This is a genomic window from Paraprevotella xylaniphila YIT 11841 (assembly GCF_900683745.1).
In the GTDB taxonomy this organism is placed as follows: Bacteria; Bacteroidota; Bacteroidia; order Bacteroidales; family Bacteroidaceae; genus Paraprevotella; species Paraprevotella xylaniphila.
Genome location: NZ_LR215980.1, coordinates 3534603 through 3549763 on the forward strand (window position 1 = coordinate 3534603; position 15161 = coordinate 3549763).

Here is a 15161-nt window from a genome sequence, read left to right on the forward strand (position 1 = left end):
TTATATTAAAATTAAAAATGTGTCAGCAACCCATGGTTTCACGGTAGAAGTCCAACATGTTGAAGATTTCGTCCTTTCCGGCTGTACGGTTGATACGGATATCTCCTATGCCGCCCAATAGTGTGAAGTTGACCTCTCCCGACGTGTTTTTTTTGTCGTGGGTCATGAATTGGTATAGCGTTTCGTACGCCTTGCAGTCGAAAGGGAACACACCGTAGTACCTTTTGATGAACTCTGTAGTCTGGCGTAGCTTGTCTTTTGGAAAATCCTCTCGCAGGCAACTCAGGTAAAGTTCGCATACCAATCCCCAGGCCACTGCGTAACCGTGCAGTACGGTACGCTCTTCTGCCAAGGCCAAGCTTTCGAGTGCATGCCCGGCTGTATGCCCTAAGTTCAGGGCCTTGCGGATACCCTGTTCATACGGATCCTGTGCCACGACATTTTCCTTGATGGCTACGCTTTGGGCCACCATCTCTTGCAGTTGGAGATAGTCGATGTCGTCCAAGTCGAATGAGACCAATTCTGCCCAATGCTTTTCTGTGCTGATAAGGCCGTGTTTCAGCATTTCCGCATATCCGGAACAGATGTTCTTGTAGTCCAGTGTTTTCAGGAACTCTGTATCCAACAATACGCTTGCGGCGGGTGCGAAAGCTCCTATTTCGTTTTTCAAACCGTTGAAGTTAATGCCTGTTTTTCCGCCTACAGCTGCATCCACCATGGCTAGCAAAGTCGTAGGGATGTTGATGTACGGGATACCTCTTTTAAAAGTGGAGGCTGCAAACCCTCCAAGGTCGGTTACCATTCCCCCGCCTAAATTGACCAACAGGGAATGGCGTGTGCCGCCTTTTTGACTTAATTCGGTCCATACTGAAATGAGGGTCTCTATGCTTTTGTGTTCGTCTGTGGCACTGATGACGATGTGTTCAGACTGTTGCATGGACGGGAAACCGGAGATAACCGGCCAACACTTTTTATATGTGGTTTCATCCGTCAGGACAAATAACTTGTCATGAGGTTGGTGGGTTATGGCCTGTTCCAAACTCTCCCTCAGATTTTGTGAAATAATGATTTTCTGCTTTTGCATAGCGCATGTTCATGATAATTCGATTGCAAAGATAGGTTTTTTGGAAGATAATGTTCCATTTTGCCTTTTATTTCTTGTGGATTATTTAATTTTGCAGGTGGTTAGGTGATAAATACATTTTTTTTTGTTAAAAAGCACCCGTTGGATTAAACCGATAGGTGGGTTGTTCGTCATACTACCGAATGGCGTTTAAAAATTAATTTTAAGATCTGGATAAACATGAAAAAAAGAAACGTGCTAGCTTTTGTGCTATGTATGTGGAGCTTGTGCTTATGGGCGCAGGATGCGGCGGTTGGAGAACAAAAGAAAACTGCCGGTAAGAGTGTGACGGTGAGTGGAACTGTGATAGAGGAAGACACTAATGAGCCGGCTTTTTCAGCATCAGTGGTGTTGCTCAAACCTGTAGATAGTACATTGGTTGCGGGGGCCAGTTCCGGATTGGACGGTAAGTTTTCCATCAAAAGCGTGAAACCAGGGAAATACATATTCAGAATTACTTCGGTGGGGTTTAAGCCTTATTATAAAGATGTACAGGTGGCGGCTTCAAAACCTTCGATGGCAATGGGCACCATCCTTTTGGAGACTAATGCGGCTGTACTGGATGCGATCGAAGTGACAGCTCGTCAGGCACAGGTGGAAATGAAGGCGGATACTTTCGTTTACAATGCCGGTGCTTATCGAGTGCCCGAAGGCTCGGCTTTGGAAGAGTTGGTGAAGAAATTGCCCGGTGCTGAGGTCGCGGAAGACGGGACGATTACCATCAACGGTAAGGAGGTGAAGAAAATCATGATTGACGGCAAGGAATTTTTTGACAACGACACCCGGGTGGCGATGAAAAACTTGCCGACCAATATGATTGAAAAGATAAAGTCTTACGACCGCAAGAGCGACTATACGCGGATGACTGGTATCGAGGACGGTGAGGAAGAGACGGTTATCGACCTTTCCGTGAAACTGGAAATGAAAAAAGGATGGATTTCTAATGTGGACGGGGGATATGGTACGGAAAAGCGATATACAGGACGTTTCATGGTGAACCATTTCACAGACAAGCTCCGCGTGACTGGGCTCGGGGGGGCCAACAACTTGAACCAAAACGGACGGGAGGCCATGAAAGAGGCGGGAATCGACTTCGTATGGGAGAACGGAAAGAAAGAAAATGAGGCAGGCCGCCTGAGGGTGGGGGGGAATGCACGTTATTACCATCGTAACACGGACCAACTTTCCATTACCAATTCCGAAACATTCCTTTCCGCAGGGGCGAACAGTTCTTTTTCCAATAATTCTGGCCGGACACGGTCGGGTAACACGAACGTGAATTCTAACTTCCGGCTTGAATGGTCGCCGGATACGATGACGCGCATCATGTTCCGTCCCAATTTCTCTTATTCGGAAAATTACAGCAACGGGCAGAGCAGTAGCGTGACGTTCAATGATGACCCGTACGCATGGGGCATGTCCGATCCGCTTTCGCAATACCGTGATTATGTGGCAGACAGTATCGTGGTGAATGATAACAGGCGTTGGAACCACAGTGACGGGAAAAGCTATTCCGTGGACGGAATGCTAATGGTGAACCGTCGCCTGAACAGCAAAGGACGCAACCTTACTTTGCGTATGAGGGGAGGGCTTTCCGATTCGGAAAACAAGTCGTTCAGCATATCGGAAGTGAATTATTTCCTCCGGCGCAAGCCTGATGGGAACAACGAAAAATCTTACATGCACCAATATAATGCGAACCCTTCGAAAAGTTATAACGGGAGTGCGGATTTGAGCTATAGCGAACCGTTGTTTGAGGGCGCGCATTTGCAGTTCAGCTACCGCTACCAGTACCGTTATTCGGATTCCGACCGTTCGATGTATTCTTTGGATAGCTTGGTGTCCAAAGGTGTCATTACACAGGAACAGCTCGAGGCATTCCCTTTGGAGTATATTCCGGGTGTGGATTGGTTGGAATTGGCTCGCAATTACCAAAACAGCCAGTATGCCACTTACAAGGAGCATAACCAGGAGGCTACGGTGATGTTCCGTTATGGGAAAGACAAGATACGTTTCAGTGCGGGTGTGTCTGTGCAGCCGCAGAAAACTTATATGGATTATACCAAGGGGAGTCTTGATACTTCTGTGGTGCGCAATGTGCACAATTGGGCGCCGCGTATAGATTTCCGTTATAAGTTCTCTGAAACCGGACAGTTGCGTTTCCGTTATAACGGGCGTTCCTCGCAACCTTCAATGACGAACTTGTTGGATGTGACTGACGATTCAGACCCGTTGAACGTGTCGAAAGGTAATCCTGGGTTGAAACCTTCGTGGAATAACCGCATGGAACTGTTTTACAACAATTACATCCCCGATTTGCAACGCGGGTGGATGGTGCATATGAACATGAACATGACGAAAAACAGCATCAGCACGGCCGTGCTTTATGATGAGGCTTCGGGACGGCGTACCACCATGCCTATGAATATCGACGGTAATTGGAATACTTGGACGGGGCTGATGTTCAATACGGCAATCGGGGAAAAGAAGTATTTCAACTTTTTCACTTTTACCTCTTTCTATTATGCGAATGATGTAGGTTATATAAGTTCAGACTCGGATGTAAGTCAAGATGTTACATCCGACCAAATCGTAAACCTCAGTCAAAAGAGTACCACGAAGAATTCCAATATTGGGGAACGGGTCAGGTTTAATTTCCGTAATGACCTACTTGAGATAGGAGTGAATGGCAACATCAACTACCAGCATGCCCGGAACGATTTGCAGGAGAATGCGAATCTGGATACGTATAACTTTTCTTATGGGGGAAACGTGCAGGTGAATATGCCGTGGAACATGAGTTTCTCGTCCAACATAGACCAAAGCAGTCGTCGAGGATATGATGATGCGACGATGAATACTAATGAATTGATTTGGAATGCGGAACTTTCGCAGAGTTTCTTGAAAGGGAATGCTGCCACGGTCGCAGTGAAGTGGTATGATATTTTGCGCGAACGGAGTAACATTTGGCGTTCGGTCTCCGCTACGCAACGTACGGACTCTTGGAACAATTCCATTAACAGTTACGTCATGGTCCATTTCATTTATAAGCTCAATTTGTTGGGAGGGCGTAATGTTATAGGTGAAGAGCCTGAAGGAAAAGGCCATGGAGGAGGTCCCCGGAGGGGGCGTGGCGGTTTCGGAGGTCCACGTTTTTAAGCGGGTGTCCAAATTCATTGATTACGGTGGTCCAAAGTTCCGTTTTCCGGGACTTTGGACCACTATTTTTATGTTTTGGTGGAGTTGTGTTGCTTTTTCTTCCGCTTCTTGGCCGGATTTCAATACTTTTTTGTATGTTTGTTATAAAGAAACCGGATTGAGACGTGTTCGATGTGGTAATTTATAGTGTACTTGGTGCTTTTTACTTGTTTATAGTTTTGAGCCAGATGCTGGTGGTGATTTTGGAAAACCGTCAGCCGGTGAAGACTGTGGCATGGCTGATGGTGTTGTTTTCCTTACCTGTCATCGGATTAGTTATTTATTTTTTTTTCGGTAGGAATCGTAAGCGGGAACATTTTGTAAGCCGGGCGTGTGCCAGCCAGCTTGCACGTCGTTCGGCCGTGCGTTTCTATCAGGGAGGTTTTCCGGAACTTCCGGCAGAGCATAAGCCTTTGATTAAGTTGTTCCGTCGGCAAAGCGGTTCGTTTCCCTATCCTGACAATAAAATGCGTTTCTTTATCTCGGGAGAGGAAATGCTTGATAACTTGTTACGTGACATAGCTGCGGCGCGGCATCACATTCATGTGGAGTTTTATATCATAGAAGATGACAAGGTGGGACAACTGGTGCGCGAGGCTTTGGCAGCCAAGGCCCGCGAAGGAGTGAGCGTGCGTTTGGTGTACGACGACGTGGGATGTTGGAATGTGAAGAACCGCTTTTTCAAGCAGATGGAAACGGATGGCATACAGGTGGCGCCTTTCCTTCCGGTACGTTTCCCGAAATTCACCAGTAAGGTGGACTTCCGGAATCATCGGAAGATTGTGGTCATCGACGGCATTATCGGTTATGTGGGCGGCATGAATCTGGCTGAGCGTTATTTTTATCAGGTGGATAGAAGCCAACCTGTATGGCGCGATACGCATGTGCGCATCATGGGGAATGCCGTAGGCGGTTTGCAACGTGCCTTCCTTTCAGACTGGTATGTGGCGGCCGGGCAGACGATTACAGACCAAGTCTATTATCCTCGGGAAGAGGAGTGCCGTAAGATCATGGCCTGCGACCGTGAACCCTACGTGAGCCGGAATGCCTTGATACAGATTGTGACCTCCATACCTACGGCACCGTGGCCGGATATCATGCAGGGAATGATTCTGGCGCTCCTGCGTGCACGTCAGTATTGTTACTTGCAAAGTCCTTATTTCATGCCTACGGAACGTATGTTGTTTGCGTTGCAAACGGCTGCCCTGGCGGGAGTGGACGTGCGTTTGATGATACCGGAGCGCACGGACAAGCGGTTCCTGACGTGGGCTTCGCGTTCGTTTCTTCACGACGTGATGCGTGCCGGAGTGAGGGTGTACCTTTATCAGAAAGGTTTCCTGCACTCCAAGACGTTGGTGTGTGACGATACGTTGATGTCCTGTGGCTCTACCAACATAGATTTCAGAAGTTTTGAGCGCAATTTCGAGGTAAACGCTTTCGTGTACGACAAAGAGGCGGCATTGCACATGAAAAAAGTGTTTCAGGAAGACCAGAGCCATTGCAGGATGTTGAACTTGGAGACGTGGGAGACACGTTCCATTTGGTGCCGTGTAGCCGAATCCTCTATTCGCTTGCTGTCTCCTTTGCTTTGAAGAAGGAAAAGTTCACGCTCCCGTATGCGCGGTGTTCTTTGAAAGAAGGATGTGTGCTGAAGTCATTGGTCTTGCCATGTTCCAACACGAACAGGCCGTCGGGTTTCAGCAGGTTGTGCCGGAACACGAGGTCGGGAAGTTCTTCCAATTCCTTCAGGGCATAGGGAGGGTCGGCAAAGATAAAGTCGAACTGTTCATTGCACCGGTCTAAATAACGGAATACGTCGGCACGCAAAAGGTGGCAGTTGGGGGCTTTCAGCGTGTCGATAATCTGGCTGATGAAGCGGAAATGTTGGGCATCACGCTCCACGGAAACCACCTTTCCGCACCCTCTTGAAAGCAGTTCTATGGTAATGCTGCCGGTGCCGGCAAAAAGGTCCAACGCCTCCGGCTCTTCTTCGAAATCCAGATAGCCGTTGAGTACGTTGAACAAGTTTTCCTTGGCAAAATCCGTCGTGGGACGTGCCTTGAAACTGCGGGGGACATCGAAATGCCTGCCCTTGTATATACCGGTGATGACTCTCATAACGATGATTTATATTATATCACATGAACCCATAAGGCCAACAGGTCGAACGGGAGCTGCTGATTCCGTGCCAACGTGGAACGGCGGTAAATATCGGCCGTATCCGTGTTTCTGACGTTCTGCAAGTATCGGGTAAGGATCCGTGCCGTGTCATTCTTTATATTGCCGTTGCCCAATAGTATGCATTCCTCCTGACGTACATCCATTTTCAGGTCTTTCCATACGGAAAGGATAAAATAGACCGCATTGTCTGCCATGTCGGCCGAAAAGGCATTGGCATAGCATAACCGTTGTTCCCGATAGCCGAATACGAAAACTTCTTTTTCGTCGAAATAAGCGTATAATTGCCGTTTGTCCTGTTGGGACAAAAGCCACAGCTTTTCCAATATCATGGTATGGCTGTGATAAAAACGTATGCTCGGAAAATATTGGCTGAGTATGCGTTCCACTTCAAGGTCTACTGTAAATATCTGGGCTATTTCCAGATGGGGCAGGATATTATAATAGGTTTTGCCCGTTTTTTCCTGAGCATATGTCAGGCGATAGAGCGCATGGGCTTCCTCTTTCCGGAAACATTCTAAAGGCACTTGCATGGAGAGTCCTGTCACTAAGCCATAAACCACGGAGTTATTCCTTTTTTGGACTATGGCAGATTGCCCGATGGCCTTTTTCAGGGTTTCCGCGACGCTTTCTTCTTCATGATAAATATAGTCTTCTATAGCTACCGGTTCCGTCGTTGCCGGGTTGTAGCTATAAAAAGAAAATCCATCCGCGTGCAGGCGGATGGACAGATTATAAGTTTGACTTTGATTATTCCCAGTTTCCTGCATTGTTGTTCGGGGTCATGAGGTCACCAATTTTCAGTCCGGCATAACGGCCTTGTTTCTCAGCCGCATCTGTCAGGTTGTAAATCTCGCGTTCGCTCAGGCCTTTCAGGTAAGCAGAATAAGGAGCACGGCATTCCATCACATTTTGAGTCACACCGGAGCGGCCTACGTGGATGGTTTTCTCCAATTCAAAAGTCTGTCCGTCACTATACGGGATGAATTTGAGTGAATCTGCGTTACCGTTTGTACCCACAATGGCTTCGGCCATGGGAGTCCATGTCGTGTCGCGACGGAAATTCTGCAACCCGTTGGCTGCGATGGCGGCAGCGTCTCCGCTGTTTACAATGGCTGCAGCCTTGGATTCGGTCAGCCCGCTTTCCATTTGTTTGTCACTCAGTTCTCCCACCTTGGTCACGTGGGGGATTTGTGCCGTTTTAATGAAGTTGATCAGCACGTCGAGCGTGTCGCAGAACTCACCTTGATGTTGTTGGCGGTACTGTTCTTCCGCATCTTTGATTTGAATCAAACGTGCCTTAACTGCTGCTTCCCGTATGTCCTTCTCCTTGTTGAACTGGATGGGTTGCATGATGCTCTCGTAGCAGAGATAAAGCAAAACCACTGCGCATAAGCCCAGGATGACATTAATTGCTTTTTTCATGATACATTTATAATTTTTATTTGTTACATTCGCATCGCAAAAGTAAGATAAATAAATTTAATATTCGACTTTTCGGCGAACTTTTTATCTCGGTTTTATGATAAATAAGGATTTAGAGCGGTTTATAGAGGGAAAATGTCCCTTTGAAGTTACAAACGGGCAACGGGAGATGATAGCCATGACGGCAGATTTCCTTTTGTCGGGGGACAAGGACGGGCTTTGTTTGTGGCGCGGATATGCCGGTACGGGCAAGACTTCCGTATTGAGCGCGTTGGTCAGGGCCTTGGACGATTTGAAGCAGAAAACCGTCCTGATGGCACCTACGGGGCGGGCGGCCAAAGTCTTCGCCCTGCATGCGGGGCATCCGGCCTTTACCATTCATAAGCGCATATACCGTCAGAAGACTTTTTCCAATGAGACGGACAATTTCTTACAGAATGTCAACCTGCAGAAACATACCTTATTTATTGTGGACGAGGCTTCCATGATTTCGGGGAGTACCGGCGGAGTGGGGCATTTCGGTTCCGGTTGCTTGTTGGACGACTTGATACAGTTCGTTTATTCGGGCGAGGGATGCCGTTTGATGTTGGTGGGCGACACGGCACAGTTGCCTCCCGTGGGGGAGGAACTCAGTCCGGCCCTCTCTCGACGCGCATTGGAAGGATATGGCTTGCATGTATGGGAAGGAGAACTGACGCAAGTGGTCCGGCAGCATGACGAGAGCGGCATATTGTGGAATGCCACACGCCTGAGACATTGGATTACAGCGGATGAGTACACCGGATTGCCCCAAGTGCGCATCCAGGGTTTTCCCGATATCCGTCGCGTACCCGGAGATGAATTGATAGAAGCTTTGGAAGAAGCTTACAGCCGGTGCGGACTGGACCAGGCCATCGTGGTGACGCGGTCGAACAAACGAGCCAACATTTATAACAACGGCATAAGGGGGCGCATCTTAGGGCGGGAAGAAGAACTTACGGGAGGCGACCAGTTATTAGTGGCCAAGAACAATTATTTCTGGACTGCGGGACAGAAGGACTGTCCCTTCGATTTCTTGGCCAATGGTGACGTGGCGGTCGTGCGGAAAGTGCGGCGTACGCGTGAAATGTACGGGTTTCGCTTTGCCGATGTGTGGCTGCGCTTTCCCGATTATGACGATGTAGAGCTGGAGGCGACGGTATTGTTGGATACGTTACAGAGCGAAGCACCGGCCTTGACGAAAAAACAGTCCGATGCCCTATTCTTTGCCGTAGAAGCGGATTATATGGACATTACGGTGAGGCGTGAACGGTTGAAAAAGTTGAAAACCGATCCCTATTTCAATGCCTTGCAGGTGAAATATGCCTATGCCGTGACTTGCCATAAGGCACAGGGCGGACAGTGGCAACGGGTCTTCGTGGATCAGGGCTATATGACGGAAGACATGCTTACGCCCGATTATGTCCGTTGGTTGTACACGGCCTTTACCCGGGCCACGGAAACCTTGTATCTGGTGAACTGGCCACCGAATCAAGTGGAAAGCAGGATGGTATAGAATGTTTCTGTACGGATTTCTGATGGGTGCATCCGTGGCGTTTTTCAACATGAGGAGAACGGAAAATCAGTTGGCTGAGATTGATTTTTCGTTCTCCTCATGTTGGTTTTTTGTTCTCCGCAGATTGATATAAGGATATGAGGAGATTTGTATTGCATTGTATGATAGGCTTTTATAAAAATCTTTCCGGATGGGGCGAGAAAGAATGGAATGTCTTGGAAATTCATAGCATTTTCATAAGTCAGGATAAAGGAATAAAAAGGTGGGGAAGAGCCATGCTCCTCCCCACTTGCTATTCGATGCCGGGGTGTGGTGCGGTTTATAATGCCGCCAGTTCGACGAACTTGTCTACGGCCGCGCTCAGCCCGTCGGCATTCTTGCCGCCGGCTGTGGCGAAGTGGGGCTGTCCGCCGCCACCGCCCTGAATGAGCTTGGCTGCTTCGCGGACGATTTTGCCCACGTTCATGCCGTGTGCCTTTACCATATTGTCTGAAGCCGCAGCCGTCAGCATGGGCTTGCCTTCGTGCAGGCTGCCGATGATGACCAATGCGTCTTCCGCACCGTTCCGAAGTTGGAAGGCCATGTCTTTCACGAGATCGGCAGGCATGGGGAGAATGCTGCGGTATAGCGTAACACCGTTTACGATGGCGGCCTGCGAGACGATACGTGCCTTGGCCTGTGCGGCCTTTTCTTTCATGCTTTCTTCAATCTGCTTCTTCAGGGTTGCGTTTTCCTCAATGGATTTGAGGATGGCTGCTTTCACGTCCGGGGCATTGTTGAACAAGGTTCTCAATTCGTTAGTCAGGTCTTGCAGGGTATAAAGCATGTTTTCCACTTTTTCGCCTGTGATGGCCTCGATGCGGCGGATGCCGGCAGCTACCGAACTCTCGCTCAGGATTTTCACCATGCCGATGCGGCCGGTGGATTTGGCATGGCAACCGCCACAGAATTCCACGCTGTCGCCGAATTGCACGACGCGCACCCGGTCGCCGTATTTCTCACCGAAGAGCGCGATGGCGCCCAGTTCCTTGGCCTTTTCTATCGGCATGTCGCGGTGGTCTTGCAGGGGCAGGTCTTCGCGGATTTTGGCATTGACGATGCGTTCCACTTCGCGCAGTTGTTCGTCGGTCACTTTCTGGAAGTGGGAGAAGTCGAAGCGCAAGTATTCCGGGGTGACCAATGAACCTTTCTGTTCCACATGTTCGCCCAACACCGTGCGCAGGGCCTGGTCGAGCAAGTGCGTACAAGTGTGGTTGGCTTCGCTCGCAGCACGCAAATCAGTATCTACGCAGGCCATGAAGTCGGCTTCGGGGTGTTCGGGCAAAGTCTTGGCAATATGTACCGGGAGGTTGTTTTCCCGTTTGGTGTCAACGATTTCTATGGTTTCGTGTTCCGAACAAAGTACACCACGGTCGCCCACCTGTCCGCCCATTTCGGCATAGAACGGTGTATAGTCGAGTACGATTTGATAGAACGTCTGTTTCTTTTGTGTCACCTTGCGGTAGCGGAGGATGTGGCATTCGTGTTCCGTGTAGTCCCAACCTTTGAACTCGGTTTCTCCTTCCCTCACTACGACCCAGTCTCCCGTTTCCACGGCGGCGGCGTTGCGTGCGCGTTCTTTCTGCTTCTGCATTTCCGCATGGAACGTTTCTTCGTCCACGGTCATGCCGTTCTCACGGCAGATGAGTTCCGTCAGGTCGAGTGGGAAACCGTAGGTGTCGAACAGCGTGAATGCTTCCACGCCGTCTATGACGGTCTTCCCTGATGCGCGCGTTTCGGCCATCACACGGTCGAGCAGGCGGATACCGGTTTCCAAAGTGCGCAAGAAGGAGTCTTCTTCCTCTTTCATCACTTTGGAGATGAGCACCTTTTGGGCTTCCAATTCCGGGTAGGATTTTCCCATTTCCTGCACGAGCACGGGCAGGAGCTTGTACATGAAAGCTTCTTTTTGCCCTAAGAACGTGTAGGCATAGCGTACGGCGCGGCGCAGGATACGGCGGATGACGTAGCCGGCTTTGGCATTGCCCGGCAACTGGCCATCGGCAATGGAGAAAGCTATGGTGCGCAAGTGGTCGGCCACTACGCGCATGGCCACGTCCTTCTTCGGGTCTTCACCGTACCGGCAATCCGATAAATCACCGATTACCCGGATAATGGGTTGGAACACGTCTGTGTCGTAATTGGAACGTTTGCCTTGCATCACGGCGCACAAACGTTCGAACCCCATACCCGTGTCGATGACTTTGGCCGGAAGGGGCTCTAGGCTTTGGTCGGCCTTACGGTTGTATTGCATGAACACGAGGTTCCATATTTCGATGACCAACGGGTTGTCCTTGTTCACCAGTTCGCGACCGGGAACTTTCGCTTTTTCTTCCTCCGGACGCAGGTCGATATGGATTTCGGAACAGGGACCGCAGGGACCCGTGGCACCCATTTCCCAAAAGTTGTCGTGCTTGTTGCCGTTGATGATGTGGTCGGCCGGAAGGAACTTCTCCCAATAAGAGGCCGCTTCGTTGTCGCGTTCCAGTCCTTCTTCAGGTGAACCTTCAAAGACGGTGGCATACAAGTTGGACTTGTCAATTTTCAACACGTCTACCAGATATTCCCATGCCCATTCGATGGCTTCTTTCTTGAAGTAGTCGCCGAAGCTCCAGTTGCCGAGCATTTCGAACATGGTATGGTGGTAAGTGTCATGGCCTACTTCTTCCAAATCATTGTGTTTGCCGCTGACACGGAGGCATTTCTGCGAATCGGTGCAACGTTTGCTTGTGGCGGGACGGTTGCCCAGGATGATGTCTTTGAACTGGTTCATGCCCGCATTGGTAAACATCAGCGTCGGGTCGTCTTTGATGACCATCGGCGCAGACGGGACAATAAGATGCCCCTTAGACTCGAAGAACTTGACGAACGAGTCGCGGATTTCGTTTGCAGTCATTTGATTTTTATTTTATGCGTTACTATTTTCCAAAAAGTTTTGCAAAGATAGGCCGTTTTGCCTACTTTTGCAAGGAAATGACTGGAAACGAACGGAAAAAGAATTGAATTATGGCACTGAATCCGAATAAGGAGTTGAAACTTTATTATTCCATAGGGGAAGTGGCGGAAATGTTGGGCTTGTCCGAGACTTTGCTACGCTATTGGGAGAAAGAATTTCCCTCGATAACTCCCAAAAAGGCAGGGCGTAACGTACGTCAATATTCCCAGGAAGACATTGATCAGCTGAGGCTTGTCCGCCATTTGGTCAAGGACAAGGGCATGAAGTTGGCTGCGGCTCGCAAGGCGTTGAAGAATAATAAGGATGGTGCGGAACGCGATGCGGAGATTGTCGCCCGCTTGCGGAGCATCCGGGAAGAGTTGATGCAAATAAAAAAGGAATTAGACGGTTTGGTCTGATTCCTTTCTATGGTATATGGAGGGGATGCCTCAGTCTATTCTTGTCGCTTCTTCAACACCGGTCATGTTTTTCAGTTTGTTGCAGATGGTTTTGACATCTTCCACGTCGTGTACCCCTAATTGTATTTCGCAATCGAATATGCCATCCTTTGTCGTGACGGTCAATTTGTAGATATTGATGTTAAGTTGGTTGGACAGAACACCGGTCATTTCATGCAGGATACCGATATTGTCGATGCCGCTGACTTTGATGGTGGCGGGGAAGAACAGCGTTTTATGTACGTCCCATGTGGCCGCAAGAATATGGTTGCCGTCGCTGGTTTTGAGTTTGGCGGCCACGGGGCATTGGCGTTTGTGGATGTAAATGTGCTTGTCGCTGTCGATATATCCCAACACGTCATCTCCCGGGATGGGGTGGCAGCATTCCGCAATGGTGAAATTCTGGATGTTTTCTTCGTTCAGGATCACTGTTTTCTTCCGGTCTATTGAGACCGGTTGTTCCGGGGTTGGTTTCTCTTTTGTTTTTGAAGAAGGAGACTTCTTCTTCAGGAAAGGGATGAAATGTGTCCAACTGTTGCCCTTGTTCCCTGATTTCTCATGAAGTACGTTCAGGTCGGCCGTGCCCAACACGATATTTCTGGTGCCTATGGCCTGAAAGAGTTCTTCGCGGAACTTGATGTGGTGCAAGTCACATAGTTTGTCCACGTTCATGCTGTTGGGTTCAATCTCTGCTTTTTCGAAAAATTCGTTGAGCATTTCTTCTCCTTGCTTCTGCTGTTCGCGTTCTTCGCGGCGCAAGATGGCCTGGATTTTGCCTTTGGCCTTGGCCGTGGTGGCAAAATTAATCCATTCCTTCTGTACCCGTTGGGTTTTCGAGGTCAGGATTTCCACTTGGTCGCCACTTTGTAATTTATGGCTGAGCGGTACTAATTTATGGTTCACCTTCGCACCGATACAATGGCTGCCGAGAAACGTGTGGATACTGAATGCGAAATCGAGTGCCGTGCAGTCGGCCGGCATCGTCTTGAACTCCCCTTTGGGCGTAACTACGAAGATTTCCGAGGCGTAGAGGTTCAACTTGATGGCATCGAGGAAGTCCAAGGCGTTCGGCTGTGGGTCGTCCAGGATTTCTTTGATGGTGTGGAGCCATTTTTCCAGTTCGTCTTCGCTGTCTGCTGTCGTTTTGCTGCCTTCTTTATATTTCCAATGGGCGGCAAATCCTTGCTCTGCCATCTCGTCCATTTTTGTGGAGCGGATTTGCACTTCTATCCATTGGCCCGTCTTGCTCATAAGCGTGACATGCAGAGCTTGGTAGCCATTGGCTTTCGGATGAGTCAACCAATCGCGCAACCGTTCGGGGTGCGGCTTGTATATACGGCTGGCACACACGTAGATGCGGAAGCATTCGCTGATTTCGTCCTCAGCCCTTTGGGGTTCGAAGATGATTCTTACGGCCAGAATGTCGTAGACTTCTTCAAACTCGATATGCTTGTTTTGCATTTTGCACCAGATGGAATGAGGTGTCTTGATGCGTGCCTTGATGGTATAGGTAAGTCCCATCTTGTCCAATGCCTCGCGGATGGGGCGCGTGAAATCTTCAAAGAGGGTTTCACGATGGGCGCGGGTCTGTGCGAGTTTGTCGATAATCTGTTGGTATTCCTCAGGGTGTTCGTACCGGAAACTCAGGTCTTCCAGTTCTTCCTTGATTTTGTTCAGTCCGAGGCGGTTGGCTAGCGGCGCATAGATATAAAGGGTTTCCCCGGCTATCTTATATTGTTTGTTGGGAGGCTGTGAGCCTAACGTACGCATGTTATGCAACCGGTCGGAAATCTTGATGAGGATTACCCGGATGTCGTCGCTCATGGTCAGCAACAGTTTCTTGAAAGACTCGGCTTGGGCAGACGCCTTGTCGCCGAAGATGCCTCCCGATATTTTTGTAAGCCCGTCTACGATTTGGGCGATTTTAGGACCGAAGATGTTGGAGATATCTTCCACGGTGTAGTCTGTGTCTTCTACTACGTCGTGGAGCAAGGCGGCGCAGATGGAGGTAGAACCCAAGCCGATTTCGCCGCATACGATTTGGGCTACGGCCAACGGATGCATGATGTAAGGTTCGCCGGAAAGGCGGCGCACTCCTTTATGGGCTTGTTTGGCAAAATTAAAAGCCTTGGTAATGATTTCCACCTTTTTGCGGTGGCGCGATGCCAAATAAGTGTCTATCAGATGCTGAAAGGCATCGTTTACCATTTTATCCTCCTCAAATTGCTTTTTGGCTAAGTCATCCATAATTACCTCCTTTTCTCTTTTGCA

At 49.3% G+C, this 15161-nt stretch carries 10 protein-coding genes; 4 read left to right on the forward strand and 6 right to left on the reverse strand.

The genetic code is table 11. The features are described 5' to 3' along the window. Positions 1 to 22: 22 nt before the first annotated feature. Complete coding sequence (gene aroB / locus E0E47_RS14990; protein WP_008629747.1) at positions 23 to 1084, reverse strand: 3-dehydroquinate synthase; 1062 nt, start codon at positions 1082 to 1084, stop codon at positions 23 to 25. A 219-nt stretch (positions 1085 to 1303) separates the two neighbouring features. Here aroB and E0E47_RS14995 point away from each other — a divergent pair, with 219 nt between their 5' ends. Further along, positions 1304 to 4282 (forward strand): TonB-dependent receptor, encoded by a 2979-nt coding sequence (locus E0E47_RS14995; RefSeq protein WP_130894041.1) that lies wholly within the window; start codon positions 1304 to 1306, stop codon positions 4280 to 4282. Positions 4283 to 4446: 164 nt separating this feature from the next. Further along, positions 4447 to 5913, forward strand: a complete 1467-nt coding sequence (cls, locus tag E0E47_RS15000; RefSeq protein WP_008629756.1) for a cardiolipin synthase — start codon at positions 4447 to 4449, stop codon at positions 5911 to 5913. Here the strand turns inward: cls and E0E47_RS15005 are convergent. Genes E0E47_RS15005 through E0E47_RS15015 form a run of 3 tightly spaced genes read right to left on the reverse strand, consistent with a single transcriptional unit; the run spans position 5885 to position 7924 of the window. Beyond that, on the reverse strand, positions 5885 to 6439 hold the full coding sequence (locus E0E47_RS15005; protein ID WP_008629758.1) for an RsmD family RNA methyltransferase: 555 nt from the start codon (positions 6437 to 6439) through the stop codon (positions 5885 to 5887). The genes cls and E0E47_RS15005 overlap by 29 nt on opposite strands. Positions 6440 to 6453: 14 nt before the next feature. Continuing rightward, on the reverse strand, positions 6454 to 7269 hold the full coding sequence (locus E0E47_RS15010) for a DUF3822 family protein (protein WP_130894042.1): 816 nt from the start codon (positions 7267 to 7269) through the stop codon (positions 6454 to 6456). Further along, the gene (locus E0E47_RS15015; protein ID WP_008629761.1) at positions 7250 to 7924 is read right to left on the reverse strand and encodes a hypothetical protein; all 675 of its coding nucleotides are present in this window, start codon (positions 7922 to 7924) and stop codon (positions 7250 to 7252) included. Before E0E47_RS15015 ends, E0E47_RS15010 begins: the two co-directional genes overlap by 20 nt. Positions 7925 to 8021: 97 nt before the next feature. On the opposite strand from E0E47_RS15015, the gene E0E47_RS15020 reads away from it, so the two are divergent. Further along, a complete protein-coding gene (locus E0E47_RS15020; protein WP_130894043.1) occupies positions 8022 to 9458 on the forward strand; it encodes an ATP-dependent DNA helicase in 1437 nt (478 codons plus the stop codon). Positions 9459 to 9777: 319 nt separating this feature from the next. On the opposite strand, the gene alaS is transcribed toward E0E47_RS15020, so the two are convergent. Then, positions 9778 to 12393, reverse strand: a complete 2616-nt coding sequence (alaS, locus tag E0E47_RS15025; protein WP_130894044.1) for an alanine--tRNA ligase — start codon at positions 12391 to 12393, stop codon at positions 9778 to 9780. A 110-nt stretch (positions 12394 to 12503) separates the two neighbouring features. Here alaS and E0E47_RS15030 point away from each other — a divergent pair, with 110 nt between their 5' ends. After that, positions 12504 to 12851 carry a MerR family transcriptional regulator gene (locus E0E47_RS15030; protein ID WP_008629767.1) on the forward strand — a complete coding sequence of 116 codons (348 nt, stop codon included), beginning with the start codon at positions 12504 to 12506 and terminating at the stop codon, positions 12849 to 12851. A gap of 30 nt (positions 12852 to 12881) precedes the next feature. Here the strand turns inward: E0E47_RS15030 and E0E47_RS15035 are convergent, their stop codons facing one another. Further along, positions 12882 to 15137: a RelA/SpoT family protein gene (locus E0E47_RS15035; protein WP_130894045.1), complete on the reverse strand. Its 2256-nt coding sequence runs from the start codon at positions 15135 to 15137 to the stop codon at positions 12882 to 12884. Positions 15138 to 15161 lie beyond the last annotated feature (24 nt).

Bases quoted from the DNA above. Each gene is read 5' to 3' on its own strand.
- alaS (WP_130894044.1), bottom strand. From the start codon at position 12,393: ATGACTGCAAACGAAATCCGCGACTCGTTCGTCAAGTTCTTCGAGTCT.
- E0E47_RS15010 (WP_130894042.1), bottom strand. From the start codon at position 7,269: ATGCAGGAAACTGGGAATAATCAAAGTCAAACTTATAATCTGTCCATC.
- E0E47_RS15020 (WP_130894043.1), top strand. From the start codon at position 8,022: ATGATAAATAAGGATTTAGAGCGGTTTATAGAGGGAAAATGTCCCTTT.
- aroB (WP_008629747.1), bottom strand. From the start codon at position 1,084: ATGCAAAAGCAGAAAATCATTATTTCACAAAATCTGAGGGAGAGTTTG.
- E0E47_RS14995 (WP_130894041.1), top strand. From the start codon at position 1,304: ATGAAAAAAAGAAACGTGCTAGCTTTTGTGCTATGTATGTGGAGCTTG.
- E0E47_RS15015 (WP_008629761.1), bottom strand. From the start codon at position 7,924: ATGAAAAAAGCAATTAATGTCATCCTGGGCTTATGCGCAGTGGTTTTG.
- E0E47_RS15035 (WP_130894045.1), bottom strand. From the start codon at position 15,137: ATGGATGACTTAGCCAAAAAGCAATTTGAGGAGGATAAAATGGTAAAC.
- E0E47_RS15030 (WP_008629767.1), top strand. From the start codon at position 12,504: ATGGCACTGAATCCGAATAAGGAGTTGAAACTTTATTATTCCATAGGG.
- E0E47_RS15005 (WP_008629758.1), bottom strand. From the start codon at position 6,439: ATGAGAGTCATCACCGGTATATACAAGGGCAGGCATTTCGATGTCCCC.